At 39.3% G+C, this 20,553-nt stretch carries 17 protein-coding genes and 1 pseudogene; 10 read left to right on the forward strand and 8 right to left on the reverse strand.

What is annotated here, in order from left to right; genetic code table 11:
* Positions 1 to 65 precede the first annotated feature (65 nt).
* Entirely contained in the window at positions 66 to 1,427 is a 1,362-nt protein-coding gene (gene ffh / locus C200_RS09085) for a signal recognition particle protein (protein WP_016210096.1), read from the reverse strand.
* A gap of 273 nt (positions 1,428 to 1,700) precedes the next feature.
* Here ffh and C200_RS09090 point away from each other — a divergent pair, with 273 nt between their 5' ends.
* From C200_RS09090 to C200_RS09115, 6 genes are all read left to right on the forward strand, one after another.
* Complete coding sequence (locus tag C200_RS09090; RefSeq protein WP_016210097.1) at positions 1,701 to 2,981, forward strand: HlyC/CorC family transporter; 1,281 nt, start codon at positions 1,701 to 1,703, stop codon at positions 2,979 to 2,981.
* A gap of 17 nt (positions 2,982 to 2,998) precedes the next feature.
* Positions 2,999 to 3,652 (forward strand): DedA family protein, encoded by a 654-nt coding sequence (locus tag C200_RS09095; RefSeq protein ID WP_016210087.1) that lies wholly within the window; start codon positions 2,999 to 3,001, stop codon positions 3,650 to 3,652.
* A gap of 50 nt (positions 3,653 to 3,702) precedes the next feature.
* Positions 3,703 to 4,752: an NAD(P)H-dependent flavin oxidoreductase gene (locus tag C200_RS09100; protein ID WP_016210082.1), complete on the forward strand. Its 1,050-nt coding sequence runs from the start codon at positions 3,703 to 3,705 to the stop codon at positions 4,750 to 4,752.
* A gap of 154 nt (positions 4,753 to 4,906) precedes the next feature.
* Complete coding sequence (gene hslO, locus C200_RS09105) at positions 4,907 to 5,761, forward strand: Hsp33 family molecular chaperone HslO (protein WP_016210083.1); 855 nt, start codon at positions 4,907 to 4,909, stop codon at positions 5,759 to 5,761.
* Between the two features lie 304 nt (positions 5,762 to 6,065).
* Positions 6,066 to 6,872 (forward strand): replication initiation protein, encoded by an 807-nt coding sequence (locus C200_RS09110; RefSeq protein ID WP_122940784.1) that lies wholly within the window; start codon positions 6,066 to 6,068, stop codon positions 6,870 to 6,872.
* Positions 6,873 to 6,978: 106 nt separating this feature from the next.
* Positions 6,979 to 7,272: a phage tail assembly protein gene (locus C200_RS09115; protein WP_016210080.1), complete on the forward strand. Its 294-nt coding sequence runs from the start codon at positions 6,979 to 6,981 to the stop codon at positions 7,270 to 7,272.
* A gap of 159 nt (positions 7,273 to 7,431) precedes the next feature.
* On the opposite strand, the gene C200_RS09120 is transcribed toward C200_RS09115, so the two are convergent.
* The 7 genes from C200_RS09120 to C200_RS09150 all read right to left on the reverse strand — a co-directional run bounded on the left by C200_RS09120 (position 7,432) and on the right by C200_RS09150 (position 14,492).
* Positions 7,432 to 8,268, reverse strand: a complete 837-nt coding sequence (locus tag C200_RS09120) for a MetQ/NlpA family ABC transporter substrate-binding protein (protein WP_016210084.1) — start codon at positions 8,266 to 8,268, stop codon at positions 7,432 to 7,434.
* On the reverse strand, positions 8,258 to 8,935 hold the full coding sequence (locus tag C200_RS09125) for a methionine ABC transporter permease (protein WP_032126605.1): 678 nt from the start codon (positions 8,933 to 8,935) through the stop codon (positions 8,258 to 8,260). The genes C200_RS09120 and C200_RS09125 overlap by 11 nt, the downstream gene beginning before the upstream one ends.
* Positions 8,904 to 9,959 (reverse strand): methionine ABC transporter ATP-binding protein, encoded by a 1,056-nt coding sequence (locus tag C200_RS09130; protein WP_016210086.1) that lies wholly within the window; start codon positions 9,957 to 9,959, stop codon positions 8,904 to 8,906. Before C200_RS09130 ends, C200_RS09125 begins: the two co-directional genes overlap by 32 nt.
* Positions 9,960 to 10,291: 332 nt before the next feature.
* Complete coding sequence (locus C200_RS09135; protein ID WP_230383349.1) at positions 10,292 to 11,716, reverse strand: exodeoxyribonuclease I; 1,425 nt, start codon at positions 11,714 to 11,716, stop codon at positions 10,292 to 10,294.
* Positions 11,709 to 12,335: a DUF938 domain-containing protein gene (locus C200_RS09140; RefSeq protein ID WP_016210094.1), complete on the reverse strand. Its 627-nt coding sequence runs from the start codon at positions 12,333 to 12,335 to the stop codon at positions 11,709 to 11,711. Before C200_RS09140 ends, C200_RS09135 begins: the two co-directional genes overlap by 8 nt.
* Positions 12,336 to 12,340: 5 nt before the next feature.
* Entirely contained in the window at positions 12,341 to 12,613 is a 273-nt protein-coding gene (locus tag C200_RS09145) for a dual-action ribosomal maturation protein DarP (protein ID WP_016210081.1), read from the reverse strand.
* An 85-nt stretch (positions 12,614 to 12,698) separates the two neighbouring features.
* On the reverse strand, positions 12,699 to 14,492 hold the full coding sequence (locus tag C200_RS09150) for an aminopeptidase P family protein (protein ID WP_016210093.1): 1,794 nt from the start codon (positions 14,490 to 14,492) through the stop codon (positions 12,699 to 12,701).
* Between the two features lie 297 nt (positions 14,493 to 14,789).
* On the opposite strand from C200_RS09150, the gene C200_RS09155 reads away from it, so the two are divergent.
* The 4 genes and pseudogenes from C200_RS09155 to C200_RS09170 form a co-directional block, all read left to right on the forward strand.
* On the forward strand, positions 14,790 to 16,370 hold the full coding sequence (locus C200_RS09155) for an APC family permease (protein WP_032126603.1): 1,581 nt from the start codon (positions 14,790 to 14,792) through the stop codon (positions 16,368 to 16,370).
* A gap of 102 nt (positions 16,371 to 16,472) precedes the next feature.
* A complete protein-coding gene (locus tag C200_RS09160) occupies positions 16,473 to 17,168 on the forward strand; it encodes a response regulator transcription factor (protein ID WP_016210095.1) in 696 nt (231 codons plus the stop codon).
* Between the two features lie 170 nt (positions 17,169 to 17,338).
* Positions 17,339 to 17,836 (forward strand): chemotaxis protein CheW, encoded by a 498-nt coding sequence (locus tag C200_RS09165; protein ID WP_016210079.1) that lies wholly within the window; start codon positions 17,339 to 17,341, stop codon positions 17,834 to 17,836.
* 394 nt (positions 17,837 to 18,230) lie between these two features.
* Positions 18,231 to 20,492, forward strand: a pseudogene (locus C200_RS09170) (type VI secretion system Vgr family protein); the annotation flags it as partial.
* Positions 20,493 to 20,553: the final 61 nt, after the last annotated feature.

Below are 20,553 nucleotides of genomic sequence, written 5' to 3' on the forward strand. Positions count from 1 at the left end.
CACTCCATGGCTCGCAGCGTTAGAATTTAGAGTTTAAAGTTTGGAATGAGGATGTTTATATTTACCTATACACCTGTTCCCGGCGGCATCATGCCTTTCATACTCCGCATCATTTTCATCATGCCCCCTTTGCCTGACATTTTTTTCATCATTTTTTGCATCTGCGCAAACTGCTTGAGCAAGCGATTGACTTCTTGAACCTGGGTACCGGAACCCGCAGCAATGCGGCGTTTGCGCGAGCCTTTAATAATTTCAGGCTTTTGCCGCTCACCTTTAGTCATCGAGTTAATAATCGCCTCTAAACGCTTAAAACTATTATCATCAACTTGTGATTTAATTTTCTCAGACATATTGCCCATGCCTGGTAACTTATCAATTAAGCCTGACACACCACCCATCTTTTCCATTTGCTTAAGCTGATCACGAAAATCATCTAAATCAAATTTTTTACCGGTGCGAATTTTTTTGGCTAGCTTTTCCGCTTGTGCCTTATCGATACTTTTTTCAGCTTGTTCCACCAAACTGACGACATCACCCATACCCAAGATCCGTGAGGCCATGCGCTCTGGATGAAAAGGGTCTAAGGCTTCAGTTTTCTCACCCATCCCTAAGAATTTAATGGGTTTGCCGGTAATATGACGTACCGACAAGGCCGCACCACCGCGGGCATCACCATCAACTTTGGTTAATATCACGCCCGTTAATGGCAAGGCATCATTAAAGGCTTTAGCCACATTGGCCGCATCCTGGCCCTGCATACAGTCAACCACAAATAAAGTTTCAATAGGGTTAATCGCATCATGAACACGACGAATTTCATCCATCATTTGATCGTCAATGGCTAAACGACCAGCCGTATCAATAATCACCACATCTTTAAATTGACGCTTCGCCTCACTGATCGCGTTTTCTGCAATTCTAACCGGGTCCTCATTAGCATGACTGGGGAAAAAATCAGCCTCCACTTGCCCTGCCAAGGTCTCTAACTGTTTAATCGCAGCAGGTCGATAAACATCAGCACTGGCCACCAACACGGACTTTTTTTTCTCCGTTTTTAAAAAGCGTGCCAATTTAGCCACGGTGGTGGTTTTACCCGCCCCCTGCAACCCCGCCATTAAGATCACCGCAGGCGGTTGAGCATTCAGATTTAAGTCTGCATTCTCCTCACCCATTAAATGCGTAAGCTCATTTTTAACGATGCCAACAAATGCCTGACCGGGCGTTAAGCTTTTTAAGACCTCATGGCCCACGGCTTTTTCACGCACCCGCTTAACAAAATCCTTCACTACTAACAGCGCAACATCCGCTTCTAAAAGCGCCATGCGCACATCACGGACTGCATCTTTTACATTATCTTCAGTTAAGCGGCCTTGGCCGCGAATTTTTTTTAGTGTCGCACCTAAACGATCACTTAAACTTTGAAACATCACTTAATCCAAAATGTTACGTGCCTTATCGAAGACACAGTCGATTTAAAGCTTGCCGCGCCTGATCTTGCTGCGCTTTGCAAATTACAGTATAAAGAAAGTGGATTATAAACCGTATCAACAAGAAACAAAACCTAAGTACAAGAGAAACCAAAGTAGAGAGAAGCAACAAACCTAGCAGAAAACTCATGAATATACTCATTAAAAGCAATATAATTTAGTGGCTAAAACAATCAACTTTCAATTAATCCTAAAAAAGGATAGTAACAACCCGTGAACGATATACCAATTTCTATACTAGCTTTAGTGCTGGTTGTACTTATTTTAATTTCAGCATTCTTCTCCGGCTCAGAAACCGCCTCGATGTCGCTCAATCGCTTTCGTTTGCGTCACTTAGCGCGCTCAGGTCACGGGGCAGCCAAGCGCTTACAAAAATTACTCTCACGCCCTGACCGCTTACTTGGCGTTATTTTGCTTGGTAATACCTTTGCCAATATTCTTGCCTCCGCTGTGGCTACAGTGATCGCGGATCGTTTATTTGGTGATATAGGTATTGCCATCGGCACTGTGCTGCTTACTGTAGTCGTACTGATCTTTGCTGAAGTGACACCAAAAACATTTGCAGCATTGCGGGCAGAAAAATTCTCTTTTAGTGTATCTCACCCCTTAACGTTATTGCTCAAGCTATTTTATCCTGCGGTTTGGTTGATTAACACGACTGCAAGCATCGTCCTACTGCCCTTTGGTATTCGTGAAAAAACACTCAAAGATACCTTATCACGCGAAGAGCTGCGCTCAGTCGTTAACGAAGAAAGTCTACGCATGCCATCGCGGCATAAACATATGCTACTTAGCGTACTCGATCTTGAAAAAATCGATGTCGATGATGTGATGGAACCACGTAATGAGATTATCGGCATTGATCTAGAAGACACGCTGGCACACATTAAGCTCGAATTACTACAAAGCAAACATAATTACTTACCTTTATACCGTGATGATATAGACAATATCATCGGCATTCTGCCAGTCAGAAAATCACTGTCTTTACTCGCCCAAGATCAATTTTCTAAAGACAACCTCGAACAGCTTGCCGAACCTCCTTATTTTATCCCAGAAGGCTCACCTTTATATAGCCAGCTCATTAATTTCCAACAGACTAAAAAACATATTGGCCTCGTCATTGATGAATATGGTGATATTATCGGCCTGATTACGCTCAATCATATTCTTGATGAAATTGTCGGCGATTTTTCCAAAGAAGCCCTTGCTAAACATAAACAAGTCCATCACAGCAAAGATAATACGAATAGCTATCTTGTCGAAGGTAGCATGAGTGTTCGCGAGCTGAATAAGTTACTTAATATAGAACTTCCTACCGATGGACCGAGAACGTTAAGCGGCCTCGTCGTCGAGTATTTAGAAGATATTCCAAGCGCGCCGGCCTGTGTTAATATTAAAGGCTACCCCCTTGAAATCCTCTCTATTCAAGATAACCTAATTAAGAGTATCAAGGTATACTCACCACCGAAAACACTTGTTTCTGCATATTAATATTAGGTTTGACCGTTATGGATTTTCAACAGCTTCTTAATGTTCTACTCCATCTGAGCGACCATCTCGCGCAAATTTCAGCCGAGTATGGACTTTGGATCTATGCCATTCTTTTCTTGATTATTTACTGTGAAACCGGCCTAGTTGTCACGCCATTTTTGCCTGGCGACTCATTATTATTTGCCGCAGGCTCTGTGGCCGCACTTGGCAGTATGAATGTTCACCTCTTAGTTCCATTACTCGTCACTGCGGCTTTCTTAGGGGATAATACCAATTACTTTATCGGCCAGCTCATCGGCCCCAAAGTCTTTCAATATGAAAATAGCCGTTTTTTCAAAAAAGCCTACCTTGATAAAACCCATGGATTTTACGAAAAATACGGTGGCAAAACTATTATTCTCGCCCGCTTTATCCCAATAATTAGAACCTATGCACCTTTTGCTGCCGGTGTCGGCAGCATGAGTTATCGCTATTTTCTCAGCTACAGTGTTATCGGCGCCCTGTTATGGATTACCTCACTAACCTACGCAGGCTTTTGGTTTGGCAATATCCCTGCTGTCAAGCAGCACTTTTCTATCGTTATCTTGGCCATCATTGTTCTATCGGTATCACCGATGCTGATAGAGTGGTTAAAACACAAACATAAACAGTATAAAAAAAAAGCCCAATAAACCACTCAAAAAGTCAAATTAACTCAACTCAATAATCAGGATTAATCAATATGGATATCCTTGACATTCTCAAGCTCAAATACCCAATTATTCAAGCACCGATGGCAGGAGGGGCGACAACCGTTGAACTGATCTGTGGCGTTTGCAACCAGGGCGCCTTAGGTTCTATGGGTGCAGGTTATCTCTCGGCCACAGCAATTGGCGAACAGATTCAACTCATTAAGCAACAGACCGAACGCCCATTTAACATTAATTTATTTGTGCCAAATAGCGTTACTATCAATCCTCAGCAACTGCAAAAAATGCAACATGCCTTAATACCCTTGTATCAGCAGCTCGGCCAAACAGTACCCAGTGAGCTTCCAACGCAATTCGCACAACACTTTTATCATCAAGTGGAAACTTTATTACGTGAAAAAGTTCCCGTATTTAGCTTTACTTTTGGCATCCCAGACAGTGAAATTTTAAAAGAATTTAGGCAACAAGGGACGATTATCTTAGGTACCGCCACCTCTATTGAGGAAGCAGCATTACTCGCTGAGTGTGTTGACGCCATCGTTTTACAAGGCTCTGAAGCCGGAGGGCATCGTAGCACGTTTATTGGCTCTGAAGAAAATTCATTAACGCCCATATTAAAACTGATTCGGCAAGTACACAGTGCAAAAATTAAACGACCATTGATTGCCTCAGGCGGTATCGCCGACCACAGCGATATCAAGCAGGTCATAGCCAGTGGTGCGATCGCCGCACAAATCGGCACCCTGTTTTTAAGCTGTGATGAATCCGGCATTGCACCTTGCTATAAAAACGCCCTCATCCAAGCTAAACATGACTGTACGGTTTTAACACGTGCTTTTTCAGGCAAACTCGCACGAGGAATTGCTAATTCATTTATCGAACAGTTAAAACAACTTGAAGAATTAGAAAACATTCAACCACTGCCCTACCCGGTACAAAATGCACTGACCCAACCATTACGTAAATTAGCAGGTAGTCAAAACAACACTGACTATCTATCACTTTGGGCGGGTCAATCCGTCCATCACTGTCATAAAACTTCAGTAAGCGCATTAATAAACAAATTAACGCAATCAACATAGCTTATATAAAAGAAATACTCATACCCAAATAATGTGCATTTTCAGGTATGTTTTGCTAAAATGCACTTTTTTACATTATTATAAAATAACAGTTGCAAGTTAAAAACTATTCATAATATTAATACTAATGATTTAGGATAAGTAGGAATCGCGCATGCACCAGTATGATTCGGTACAACGCTTTTTATTTAATAATTGCCCAGTTCGAGGTCAGCTCGTCCATTTAAACCAAAGCTTTCGCCAGGTTGTTCAACAACACAGCTACCCGGCTATTATTCGCAACTTGTTAGGTGAAGCCTTAGCAGTAACAGTATTAATGCGCAACATCGTTAAGTTTACTGGGAAAATTACTTTACAACTACAGGGCAATGGCCCATTAAAAATGCTGGTCGCCCAATGCAATGATAAACTCGAATTTCGTGGTGTTGCTCACTTTGATGAACAATCTATTCAAGCTATAAACGCAGCAAAACTTTCTGAGCTAGTCGGACAAGGCCACTGCGTTATCACCATGGAGCCTGATGACAGCACACAACGCCATCAGGGAGTTGTCGCTCTAACCGGCGATACACTAAGCACCTGCATCGAGCATTATTTTGCCAGCTCAGAACAACTTGCCACACGTATTTGGTTAGCCAGTGACACTAATCATATTAGCGCTTTATTATTACAACAACTCCCACATGATAATAACCAAGAATCTCTGCATTTATGGGAACATTTAACAACCCTTGCACACACTATTGCCGATAAAGAATTATTAACGCTGAATAATGAAACATTACTTTACCGTCTCTTCCACCAAGAGCAAGCCCGCTTATTTCCAGCCCAAAAAGTCAACTTTAAATGCCAATGTTCAAAAACAAATTTTATTGCGGCAATTAAAACATTGCCCGCTCAAGAATGTCATGATTTATTAGAGCAAGATGGCCACATTAAAATGACCTGCGATTATTGTAATCAACAATATCGCTTTAGTGCTGATGATTTAAAAATCAATACACATTAAAACGCTCTAAAAATTCTCTGGTTTATTTTCATTTAGATAAAGCATAACGATCAAGTTAATGCTAAGCTTCTAAGAAAATAAGCCAAAAACATTGCAATATGACAGACCAAAAAAATAACTAATTTAAAGTCAATGGGATATATAAAAACAAAGGGATTAATCTGTGGATATTTACGTGCAAAATAATGCCTTTCATGATATGTTAAGCTACTTGTTAATCGTCATTTTGCTGTACGATATTGAACAATTAAAACCCAAGCAACAGGAAGCGATGGCTTCATAACAATAAAATAGGATTATGGATATGGAAGCAGCAGAAAAAAAATACACCAACACCCCAAACCTTAAAGCAATAATTCAAACCCCTGAATTTTATTTGCGTTCTTCTTTATTTAGTGTACGTAACCGCTCACAAAAACGTAAGCAATACACCAGCGAAAACCTTATTGCAACAGATCACTACACTATGAAAATCACGGGTGAGCAGCTTGACCAACATGACATGGCTGTTTTATTTAGTGCACTTTTAACAAAAGATAATAATCAAGGTCATAACCAAGAACTCGTTGTTAGCCTACAGCAGATTCTTCGCGGCCTTAATACTACCGATGGCTCTTCACAACGCCGTGCAATTAATAATAGTTTTCAGCGCTTTACTGAGGTCACTTTTGATATTGTCTTCGGCCATAAAAAATTTACCACAACACAGCTTAACTCGTTTGATTATAGCGCAAAAACCAAGGCATTTACCTTAATTTTTAGCGATGAATATGCAAATCTCTGTGCCGCCGATGCATTAACAACACTCAACATTAAAGAACGTAATAGCCTACCACAAGGTTTGACAAGTTGGCTCTATGGCTATTGGTCAACCTTCAATCAGCTCCCACCACTACAAATTGATGAGCTTTATAAATTATGTGGCTCTGCCAGCAGCAATATGAGCACATTTAAACGCTCTTTAACCATGGCACTTAGCACACTTGAAAACATTGGTTTTATTCAGCCTAATTGGAATATCTCTAAGCCTGGTTTTATTTTTGCAAGCAAAACATTAACCACACCAAGCATAACACCTACACCAAAAACAGAAGAAGAGGTTATTGCCTAAGTTTTAAAAATAACTTACTCTCACTAACCAGGCAAGCACTTTCGTTTAGGAAAAATAAAAGTGCTTGCTTTTTATTTCAGTCTTTTTAATTGTATTGTAGGGAACCATGCAAAAATACTTACTCAAGCATCCATTACACTCTCGTGGCAAAAAAATCACCTGTGTAAATATCCGCCGTGCTAAAGTCGCAGACCTTCAAGAAGCACGTTACTCTGAGAATAAACTTGATAATATTATTCAATTGGTCTCTAAGTTATGTAATTTACCCACACCTCAAGTATTAGAATTAGACCAAGAAGACTTTAGCAAAATCACATTGCTTATTATTGAACACCTGTGCATCAGCCACGGCGGCGATTCACACTTTTATCAAGAGCTCTGGGGACCTTGTATTCCTTAAAAACGTTTAATCCTTTTACCTATCTTATATTTTTACTGTTTTATATTTTATATAATGCCAAGACTATACTCACTATAAGCTATTTATAAATGGCAAAATAACTTATAGAAAATAACTTATAGTCTAAGTCTTAGCATTATTTATTAAACTTACATAAAACTAATCAACTTTCCAAGCCTTAATTGCACCAGGAAAATAGTTATTATTTACTTTTACAACAGCCTGGCTACGCATAACTTGAACTAATTCTTTTAATTTTTTATTTTCTGCCTGATCAGCTCGTGCCACAATAACATTGATATAAGACTCTGCATGTTCTGGATCTTCATGAGCTAAAGCCTCATTAAATTTAAAGCCAGCATCTTTAACAAAATCATTATTTAACACAATAATATCCACATCTGGAACAACACGCGGCAATTGCGCTGCACTTAATGTTTTAATTTGTAACTCTTTAGGATTAGCAGTCATCTCTTGCAAAGACGCTAAACCATTAAAGTCAGTTTTTAGCTTAATTAAGCCCACGCGATCTAATAAACGCAGTGCCCGGTCCTCATTACTTGGATCATTTGGAATAGCAACTATCGCACCTTTTTTTAGCATAGTTAAATTATCTATTTTTTTTGAGAAAACTCCCATCGGATAAATAAATGTCCTAGCAATAGTTTTAAACTTATAATTTTGTTGTTTCATTGCATCGTTTAAAAAAGCAACCGTCTGAAAAATATTTGCACTGATATCACCGGATGCTAAGGCTTCATTAGGTGTTTGATAATCATTAAAAACCACAGGTTCAATGTCCAGACCATAGCGTTTTATTGCCTCTTTTTTTGCTACCGCCATCACCTGCTGCATAGGCCCGGCGGTAATACCTACTTTAATTAAATTTTCCGGTGTTTTCTTGTGATGAAAAATCAAAGCTAAAATGACCAATACAATCACAGCAGTAATAATTTTAACTCTATGCTTAACAAGAAAATTAGAATTAATTTCCATGATTTCTCCTCTGACGATGTTTCATACTAGACGCTACAATAAAATCTCCAAACCACTGCACTAATAGTACTAAAATCACCAGGCCAGCAACTGCCAGAAACATCACTTTTAAATCAAAGCGATAATAACCATACTGAATCGCCATATTACCAAGACCACTGCCACCAATCGTTCCTGCCATCGCTGAATACTCAATCAATGAGACAAATAAAATCGTCATGCCATTAACCAATGCCGGCCATGCTTCGGGCAACATCACTTTTGTAATTATCTGCCAAACATTAGCGCCAACAACCTCTGAGAGTTCAATCAAACTATGGTCTAGCTCATGTAATTTACCTTCTGCAATACGGGCAAAATAAGGAATCGCTGCAATCGATAAAGGCACCATTGCCGCTTCTGTGCCTATTGATGTACCGACAATAAAGCGTGTTAGTGGAATAATGGCCACCATTAAAATAATAAAAGGCACGGAGCGGCCAATATTCACAATCAAGCTCAATAACCGATATAGTGATTTGTTTTCGTAAAGAGAGCCAGGACGCGCTAAAGTTAACGCAATGGCAATCGGCAACCCTAATGCAATCGCAATAATTCCAGCAACAAAAACCATATAAACCGTATCAAGTGTTGAGCTAAACAATAGCTGTAGTGTGGCTTGGGACATAACCTAGTACCTCTACTGTAATCTGATGAGTGCGTAAATAATCAATAGATGCAGACACTGCTGCATCATCACCATCAAGCTGACAGAGCATAATGCCAACTTGAGACCCCGCTAGCATATCCAAATGTGCCTCGAGGATATTTACTTTTAGAGCAAACTTTTCAGCTAATACAGAAATAACCGGATAGGTCGCTTGTTGGCCAACAAAGGCCAAACGTACCAACGGCGAATAATTCTCACGATTATCATGACAAATAATTGCCTTAATCTCACGTGGCAAATTTAAATTTAAGCTATGATTAACCAACTCTTGTCCCGCTGTACTTTTCGGCTCAGAGAACAAGCCATGGACGCTGTTTTCTTCAACTAAACAGCCATGATCAAGAACAGCAACACGTTGGCAAATCGACTTGACTACATCCATCTCATGAGTAATTAATACAATCGTCACAGCCAATTTATCATTAATCTTTTCCAATAGTTTCAAAATAGAACCGGTACTTTCAGGGTCCAAGGCAGACGTTGCTTCATCACACAACAATACTTTAGGTTCTACAGCCAATGCACGCGCGATAGCAACACGCTGTTTTTGTCCACCACTTAACTGACTCGGCCATTGTGTTGCCTTGTCAGTTAAACCCACTAACTTTAGCAACTCATTAACTTTTTTATTAATCTGCTCGTGGCTAATATGACTAATTTCCAAGGGAAAGGCGATATTACTAAATACCGTACGCGAGGCCAGTAGATTAAAGTGTTGAAACACCATGCCAATTTGCCGGCGCTGCGCACGTAACTCTTTGCGATTGAGCGTATTTAAACACACGCCATCGATAGTCACTTCACCCTGACTAGGCGTTTCTAGGATATTGAGCATACGAATCAAGGTACTTTTCCCCGCACCACTGCGCCCAACAATTCCAACGATACTCCCTTGTTCTATATGCAAGGAAATATCATTCAAAGCGGTAACTTGCCCACCTGCAAGCGAGTAATATTTACTCACAGAGTTTAACCGAATCATAAAACACCTCAAGTGCAATTACAGCGCTTACTTCTATTAATAGCAACTTGCGACAATGAGCTAACTAGATAAGAAGGGATGCAATCAGAAGACATTTTGACCTTCATCGCTTTAGCCGTATTTACAGTCTTCTATCAGCCGCAGCCTTTAGAAAACAGCGCCCGCAAGCTGAAACTCAAATCGGCGCGTCTTTATATCTCGCTAATAAACCATATTATAGAACTAAAAGCAAGCATTTCATCCCGATTTATCTACTCTTTCATCCTAAATATAACTGACTCTTTAATATCATCACTGCATAAACCTCGCCTTATCACCTTAATTAACCTTAATTATGGCTTTACTTCGGTTTTTCCAAGAATATAAGCCTTTAATTCAGCAAGACGTGTCTGTTGAATGCTAGAAAGCCCTTTATCTGCCTCAAGCTGAGTAATCTCTGCTAGGGCAGCCTCAACAGTTAAGGCACATTCACCCTTGTAATCACGCCTAGCATTTTGCTCTTCAACCTGCCAACATTCATCGACATAACTATCAAATAATTGCTGTCGCGGATCATTCGCGAGGATTTTATTCTCATAACCGGCTAAACGATCTGACAACACACCTAAACGCTCACTCGGTACCGCATGATCATAAAGTTGCTGCCCTAATAAATACTCATGAAAGCATTCAATCCAATTTTTCTCACGATAATTATAAAAGCCAGATTGATATAACAGAGCCATCGCATCAACATTTTCATGCTCAGGGTATTTATAATCTAAATAATATTCACGAATTTCTTGTAATAACGATTTATTATTTAAAAGCCAATTTTTATTTTCTTGATATAACTCCAATTGTTCTTTAGACATTTTAGCCAAGCGCTTTTCAGTCAAAGGTAAAACAAATGGCGGCTCACCATACTTTTTATTTTTAACCCAGATTTTTTCAGAAAAATCACTTATAATTATTTGCTTTAAATATTCCTGATCTAAGCGTAACCAAACGGTTTGGTTTTTATAATGATAATGCTCACCTAATAATAATGCGGGTGCTTGATAGTTAACTTTTGTGCCCATCTCACCTGCAATCATCATGGCCAAAAAACTTTGCGAATCATCATCAAATAAACGAGGTAGTTTCAGCAAGCGATTTTGATCTTCACGTTTAATAAAATAATTACATAAATAATCCCAAGTGGCCTTTTCCTGTATTAAGCACTTTGCCAATGCCACCGTTGCTTCCACATCAACCATTGCATCATGCGCCTGACCTTCAGCCAATTGATTTAACGCACTTAAATTTTCTAAACGCAATGATGGCTGGCCATTAACTTGTGGCCACTGTAAAACAGTTGGGCAATATAAATAATACAAAGCGACCATCGGATATAAATCCATGCGGCTACAGCCATTGGCATACTGGTGACTATATGGGTTTAATAAATTACGATAAAAAGAAAAGCGTAAAAATTCATCATCAAAGCCCAATGTATTATAGCCTAAACTAATCGTACCTGGCTCATTAAGTAATTCATGAATTTTCTTAATAACCGTATATTCAGATTCTGCTTGCACCAAACGATCGAGTGAAATTAAGTGAGTAATTGCGGCTTTAGGCGCTGGAATCACATCTGGACGCAACTTAACTACATATTCATGGCGAGAAATTTCATTTAAATTTAAATCGGTACGAATTGCAGCAAACTGAACGACTTGATCAAAGCATTTATTAATTCCAGTCGTCTCAATATCATAAAATAAATAGCTATTCACATTCACACTCAACCTTAAAATATTTAATTTTTCTCTCTAAAATTAACAACCGATTATTTGCAGGCATTTTTACATCTTCTGCAAGATCTAAGCGATATGACTTTGCAAGATCGATAACTTTTTCAAAATCACGAATACCACTTAATAAATTATTTTCTTTAAGCACAGCATCAAATTCAGCATTACTGATACTGGTAAATTTCCCCTGATAATTAAAAGGCCCATAAATAACGAACTTTCCTTGTTTTTCTAAATGCTGATCAACTTTTTCAAAGAAGCGCTTCACTTGAGACCAAGATAAAATATGTAGGGTATTCGCAGTAAAAATTACATCATATTCACTACAATCCCACTGCTTCGCATCCACTTCTAGATTTAATGGCTTAGCACAGTTTAATAATTTTGCATCCGCTAACCAGGCCAAAATCGTCCGATGTTGCTGCTTTCTATCACCGGTCTGCCACTGTATCCATGGCATTTCTCGAGCAAAATACACCGCATGCTGGCCTGTGCCACTACCAAACTCTAGAACACGCTTGCAATCTGCCAAAACGTCTTTCAGGACCGCTAAAATCGCAGCTTTATTACGCTCAGCTGCAGCTGAGCAAGGCTTTTCCATAAATGTTATTTCCGTATTTTTTCAAATGCACCTATTATCTCACTAAGGTTATCTTCATTACGCAACAATTTACTGACATATTGAATATGACGTTTTCGCGCAATTTTACTCAACTTACGACCCTTTGCAACTTGAGCCAAAATATGATCCGCTAAAGGAATTTTCTTTATTTGGATTTCCGTCAACAGGACTAATTGCTCAGCGATTACCGTAATTTCAAGTAATTCACGCTTAACTTGCGATTTACTTTTGTAATCAAATTCATTGTCTTCTTGCATCTATTTACACTCACACTAAGTACAATTATTTTCTAGCTATTACTCTATTTTTATTAGCATTTTATTACTTTCTATTGATTTAAATTCACCTTGTTATGTGAGCTGTTTTTTCTGCCAGCCATACTTGTAGCTCTGCTGTTAACTCTGGTGCTAAACGTGTATACACTTTACAATGATAATTATTTAGCCAGTTTAATTCATTATCAGACAACAAGCTCACATCGATTAAATTACGTGCATAAGGCACTAAAGTTAAGCTATCAAACCCATAAAACGGTATATTTTCTGTTAAACTCTCATCCGCTTGTGCTTTTTCAGCAACCACACATAAGTTCTCAATACGAATGCCATATTGATAATCAAGGTAAAGTCCCGGCTCATTACTCACCACCATACCTAATTCTAAAGCAATATCCGACGCTTTAGGTGAGATACGCTGAGGCCCTTCATGCACATTTAAATAGCACCCCACACCATGACCAGTACCATGGCCAAAATTCAGTTTTTCCTGCCATAATGGGTAACGCGCTAAAGTATCTAACTGAGTTCCTGTTGTTCCCTGTGGAAACAAGGCATACTCTAATTGCAAATGACCCTTTAATACCAAAGTATAATGTTTTTTCTGTATTGCCGTTGGTTGACCTAAATGAATCGTCCGCGTCACATCCGTTGTTCCTTCCAGATATTGACCACCAGAATCCAGCAAAAATAAATTGCTATCATCAATAATCTTATCCGACGCCTTGCTCACTCGATAATGCATAATCGCGCCATGTTCAGCAAAACCACTGATTGTCGCAAAACTATTGCCTTGAAAGCTCGCTGCTTGCTTGCGAAACGCTAAAAGCTGATCCACAACAGCAAGCTCGCTCACTCCTTGTTGCCAATGACGCTCTAACCAATGAAAAAACCTCACCAACGCCAAACCATCATAGTGGTGTGCTTGATGCATGCCTTTCACTTCAGTACTATTTTTACAGGCTTTTAATAAGTGTATAGGTGATGACTGCTCAAACACCTGGGTTTTAGCTGTACTCAGTTGAGAGAGTACCCAATAACTATCAACATCCGCATCTAACCAGACGGTCCCCGTTAATTGCTGTAAATCATTAGCAAAATCATCATAGTCAGCGGTACTAACTCCTGCAGCAGCTAAATGGCCAGCTTGTTCTTCAGTCAATTTACTTTGATCAATATAAAGACAGGCTTTTTCTTGTTCAATCAGAGCATAACTAACAACAACCGGGTTAAAACTCATGTCAGCACCACGAATATTAAACAACCAAGCCACGGCATCCAGCGTCGTTAATACATGACTTTCTACCTTATTTTTTATCAGCTGCTCACGCACTTGCCCTAACTTTTCTGCTACAGTTTTACCCGCATACTCTACAGACCACAGTGAAACTGGACGTTTAAGCAATGCAGGACGCTCTAACCAAATTTGGTCAATGTAATTCTCAGCAGTAAACTTCAAAGTACCGCGGTTTTTATTTAAAATAGGTTCAAAATGACGCGTTTGCTTAATGGTCACTGTTTGCGGATCAGCACCTAAACAAAAACCTGCTGCTTGCTCTGCCAACCAAGCAGCAATCGTCGGCACCTCTGGCTGACCTTGACGAAATAGCTCAAAGCAATTTAAATCAAGCTCATTTTCAGCCTGTAAAAAATAACGGCAATCCGTCCACAACATGGCTATTTTTTGTGTAACAATCACCGTCGCTGCAGAGCCAGTAAAGCCAGACAACCAAGCTAAACGCTGCCAATGCAGTGGTAAATATTCACTATTATGAGGATCTTGCATAGGAATATAATACGCATCCACACCATCTCGCTTCATCAACTGACGCAATTGTTGTAATTTCTCTACCACGTGCATAAAACGCCCTCTCTCAATTCTCAACTAGGCCATAACAATAATAAAAATCTCGACCCGACCCATCATAGCATACAGCATGCATGCAAATAATCTTATTCATACTCTATAATTATCCCTTAGTTTATTATCTTAGTTTATTTGGTCATCCTTGCTTTATTGCGCCGCCGGGTGCTTTCTTGCCCCAAAGATGGTATAAGAATAAACGGCTTTTTATTGTTATAGGCGAGTTAATAATTAAAATTCGCTTTATATTCAATAGATTTTAGTATCATTTGATAACGTCAGTAGGTTTTAGAGTTGAGAATCAAACGCAGTATATCTCCCGTCGCTTTATTGTTTTCATCAGTCAGCGCTATCTTAGGCTCAGGGTGGCTATTTAGCGCTTATTTTACCTCGCAACTTGCAGGTCCAGCCGCTTTAATTGCATGGTTAATTGGCGGAGTCACCTCCATCATCATCGCCTTTGTCTTTGCCGAATTATGCACGGCATTTCCTGTCACCGGTTCAAGCACCCGTATTCCCTTACTCAGCCATGGCACCTTGGTCAGTTTCGTCTTCTCCTGGATCATTTGGCTTTCATACATGGCCTTAGCTCCCACAGAAGTTCAAGCTGTCGTCCAATATCTCGCCTTTTATTTCCCATCGCTCACACAGAGCCAAGGTGCATTAACAACAACGGGCTATATCAGCGCGACCTTACTCATGCTTGTCATTAGTGCAATTAACACCTATTCATTGTATTGGTTGATTCGTGCTAATAACGCCTTAACTTACTTAAAACTCATTATTCCCATTATTATCGCCATCACCATACTCGTCCATTTTCACCAACCTGCCCATTTAATTCACCAAGAAGCCGGTGGGTTTTCTCCATTTGGCATGCACGGTATCTTTGCTGCAATTACCTCCGGCGGTATTGTCTTTGCTTTCACAGGCTTTAAGCAAGCAGCTGAGCTGGCAGGCGAAGCTAAAAATCCAGCAAAAGCATTACCTATTGCTATTATTGGTTCCATTGTCATCTGCCTTATTATCTTTTTACTGCTGCAAGCCGCCTTTTTAACCTCAATGAATACAAATAATCTCGCCCACGGCTGGCACCACCTTGATTTAAGTGGTGCCACAAGCCCTTTGGCCGCCACGTTACAACAAGATCACTTAACTACATTATTACCCTTATTATATATTGGCGCTTTAGCCGGCCCACTTGCTTCAGGGCTCATGTATTGCAGCAGTTCCAGCCGCTCATTGTTTGGCATGAGTAAAAATGGCTACTTGCCGATTTCTTTACAGCGCATCACCGCTCAAGGCAACCCGATTACTGCAATTATGGTCAACTTTGCTGTTGGCATGCTCATGTTCGCGCCTCTGCCTGGCTGGGAGAAAATGGTTGGCTTTTTATCGTCCTTAATGTCATTAACCTATGCCATTGCACCCATTGCCTTACTCGCACTACGCCGCCAAATGCCAGATATTAAACGCCCCTTTAAACTACCTTTTACACCCGTGTGGGCCTGGTTAGCCTTTTATATTGCCACACTCATGTCATACTGGAGTGGCTGGGAAACCATTTCAAAAATCAGTATCGCTCTCATAGCCGGCCTAATCTTGTTTTTTGGCTATCGGCTGTTTAGCCCGAGGGGACGCTCCTGCAAAATCGACTGGAAAGAATCAACCTGGCTATGGCCTTACCTTCTTGGCTTAACACTTATTTCGTATCTCGGTAATTTTGGACACAGCAAACATATTTTACCCTTCGGTATAGATTTTATTGTCATTGGCATTTTCTGTGCACTTATCATGATGCTCGCCTTACGCTTTCGACTCCCTAACGCCAACACACAGCATTATGTTACAACACTGACAGAAGTCACCGGATAACGACACTTTTCCCAGCTTTATAGTTAAAGCAAGCGGAAATAAGCCTTTATTATTCATCCGTCTATAACAATAACCATATCAATAACCCCAAAGGAGAAATTAATGGCCGAGCCCACTCTTTTATACATTAATCAGGCAACTGCCCTACATTCCAACACCATCACGCATCTACAACAACACTTTAAAATCACCCATGCTGACGACTGTCAACACGCCTTACATTTAGCAGCTAAAACACCGCCTGATTTAATCTTAATTGAAATTAATCTTGCTGAAGATAGTACTATTAATATTATTCCATCGTTTCGTGAATGGACCCAAACTCCCATCTTAGTCTATTCAGATAATGATAATATTAATGACAAACTTCATGCTTTTTCTCTTGGTGCCAATGATTACATTCTTAAATCCTGCCACCCTCAAGAACTTCTGGCCCGCTTGCATGCTGCTTTTCGTATCAGTAAAAAATTACAAAAATCACTATCTACATCTACACTCAAAATTGGCCATCTTGAAGTGGACTTATTACAGCGCAAAGTCGCTCTTAAAGGCACACCGCTGTCCTTATCACAAAAAGAATATAACTTACTTAAAGTACTATCGATTCACCATGGTAAAGTCGTCACGCAAAGCCAATTACTTAAAGAGGTCTGGGGTAAAGAGTATCAAAGCAAATTACAGTATTTACGTGTGTATATTGGGCAATTACGTAAAAAGTTAAAGTCACGAAAAAACTCACCTCACCTCATTCATACTATTTCAGGCGTAGGCTACCGTTTAGAACCGCCCCAGGCGTAATAATAATGCATCAAAGTAACTTTAAATAAATTTAATTCAAATAGTTATCTAGTAATGCATTGATATGTTGCCTACGAGTGTCATTATTTTTAGACATTTTTCCGCATTTTTAATAAACCAAATCTATTTCTCACCCTCTAACTGTTAATGATGGTAACCAGGTGATAATCATGACCGAGACCACGTTAACACAAACAGCAACCCACTATTCAACAACTTCTGACAAACAGGTTGAACTTCTGATTTTTACACTTAAAAATCAACAAGATTATGCGGTTGATATTTTTAAAACCCGAGAAATCATTACGCTACAAAAATTAAACTGCTTTCCTGGCATGCATGAGTCTATCATTGGAGTCACAACGATTCGTAACCACACCCTTCCCATCATTGATTTAGGATATATACTATCTGGCCAAGCAACCCAAGAAACAGCCGCTGCAACACTAATTATTACAATATCTAATAATCACCAGCAAGCCTTACTGGTTCACCAAGTCAAACATATTACCTGTATTTCTCACGATGCCATTCACCCTGCAGAAAAATCCCTAGGCAGCGAACGCTATATCACTGCAACGGCCCAAATTGAAGGTAAATTAGTCCAACTTATTGACATTGAAAAAATACTGAATACGATAAAACCCAGCAATAATAGCAATAATTAATAATAAACGCCCCATACTGATATACTTTAACTTAAAATAAAGCAGCCTGGATAAAAAGCCAAATTACACTTACACACACCTTAGAAATACACTCAGTTTTCTTTATAAAAATAGCAATATGATGGCGCTGTAATAAAGCTGTCACTAAAGTTTCATATTAAAACGTTATAATACAGGCAAATAAATCACTTTATATAAAAAATTATCAATTATGGACTCGACACCCTGTCAACAATTTGCACCGACCCTGGAACTAACCCTAGCTAATCTGCCAAAATTACAGGTAATCAAGGCCGCCTGCAAAAAATCTTTAAGCCAATCTCACCATTGCATTATTGAAGTGTATTGCACAGATCTTGCCACCACTCCTGAGTAGTTTCAAGGCCAACCCGCGACTTTATCGCTAAAAACTACAGAGAAAATCAATCACTTTTCAGGCTATATTTTTAATACAAAAACACTACAAACAACAGCACACTCTATACGCTACCAACTCGAACTTGAACCTAAATTAAGTTTTTTAAAACTGCAAACTCACCATTGTGCCTATGCCATTATTTCAATTATTGAGCTGATTGAAAAACTGCTCGCCCCTTATGATATTAAATACCAATTACAATTAGTAAATTCATATGCAGTCTATCCGATTTTGCATCAGCACAATGAGTCTGACTTTGATTTTCTATCCAGGTATCTAGAGCGCGCGGGGATTTATTATTATTTCAAAGCAGATAATAAAGAAACCCTTGTTTTTACCGATCATTATAGCACTCACCAAAGGCCCAATAATAATAAGACAACCTTACCTTACTTTAACAACCAGACTTTAAATATAGCGACACTTTTTCCACATATCACTGAGTTTTCAGCGGTCAGTACACTGTGCCCACAACAAATAAAATTACATTCTTATCAACCTAAGCAAGCAGAATGTTTCGCAACAGCGCAGCATCACATTGATAGTACCGGCATTGGTGAACACTCTGAATATTGCGAAGCAGTCCAATCTCAAAGTGATTTAAATAATTTAGCCAAACTAAGAGCTGAAGAAATTTATAGTAAACACCACTATTTTAACGCACAATCAACAATAATAGACTTAAAATCGGGTCTACTCTACAGTTTAGAAAACCATCCGCAACCGCATTATAATCAAGATTACTTACTCTATGAAATCCATCATTTTATCGAACAAGCACCAAAAGATAATCCGATTTTAAACTCAACACCTTCAACAAGCCAATACCACAATCAATTAATCTTCAGAAAAAACACCCAGCAATATCGTCCACCTCTAATTACAGCAATCCCCCGTATTCAAGGTATTATTCATGCCTACATTAGTCATGATGCCAAGATTAATCCGTTAGATGAACAGGGTTGGTATCAAATCAAGCTTGGCTTTAACCATCAAGGACAAAGCTGGTCAGTAAGAAAATCAGAACCCTATTCAGGAAAGAATTATGGCATGCATTTTCCCTTACAATCCGGCACTGAAGTATTGCTAAGTTTTGTCCAAGGCCATCCAGAAAGTCCCATCATCACCGGCAGTGCCTTTAATTCACAAGCAGTTAACCTTGTCACTGAAGCTAATCCACACGACCATAGTATTAAAACCGCTAAACATACCGAATTTACCTTATCAGACCATCCAAAATATGCCCATATCCGCTTAAAGCAACCTGGCTATAAGCAATATATTAAACAGCAATCAATAACCATAAACAATCAAATTCAAAAAACAAACACCCCTATCACAGATACTCAAATCACTAAAGATGAAGCACAAGTTGGTGAAGGTTTTGGCAATTGGAAATATGAGCTAATTCATGGTAATTTTAACAATAGCTCGAGTAATCAAACTAAAAATGATTATGCAACTTACCTTGAAGAAACCCCATTAAAATTACATATTTTTGGTGGGCCTAACTCAAAAATCAATGCTAATCAGCAAATGGGACCTGGACCAAATAACCTTTATCAACGTAACAATACATTAATCACTGAACCCATATCAGCTCCTGATGCCCAAGACCCATCGGCCTTATTTACTTCCATTGACCCAAATCAATACAACAGCGAATTTTTAGCGGTACAAGATATTGTCGCCAGCTATGCTGATTTATATAAAAATCAAGTCAAAGCTGAAGAAATTTTTGGCAATAAATACGAGCTCATGTCAGGTAACAGTACCAGCATTCATAAGGGCAATAGTACACATAAATCACAAGGTAACTCATCCCATACCCACACAGGCAACTCACACCATAATCATCACGGTGATAGTCACAGCTCACACACCGGCAATAAATCTGGCAGTCATCAGATTAACTCAGATACCGAAACAGAACTTTGCGGCCTAGTGGCGCATGCCGGAGCAACTGCAGCTCATGTTGCTACAAAAAATGACCTCTCTCATGCCGAGCATCATACCTCACTCAGCCAAGTCAAAGCACTCATGACCCCATTAAAAAATGATTTGGACTTAATCGGAGCCCATGCAAAAGTCTCTACAGGAATAAAAAGCTCGACTCATACCGGCCTAGATTCAGCCTTTTATAGTGGCGCTTACGAAAGAGTGTACACAATGACCTATCAAACAACTAGAAATTACAGTTCCGATGTCGTCGCCTGCAAAGATGATATTATTTTATAGCGCTGGATTAACAGTTTCTGACATAATATCAGTAGGTTAAAAAATACAATAAGCAAAAACG

The organism is Piscirickettsia salmonis LF-89 = ATCC VR-1361, from assembly GCF_000297215.2.
Taxonomy (GTDB): Bacteria; Pseudomonadota; Gammaproteobacteria; order Piscirickettsiales; family Piscirickettsiaceae; genus Piscirickettsia; species Piscirickettsia salmonis.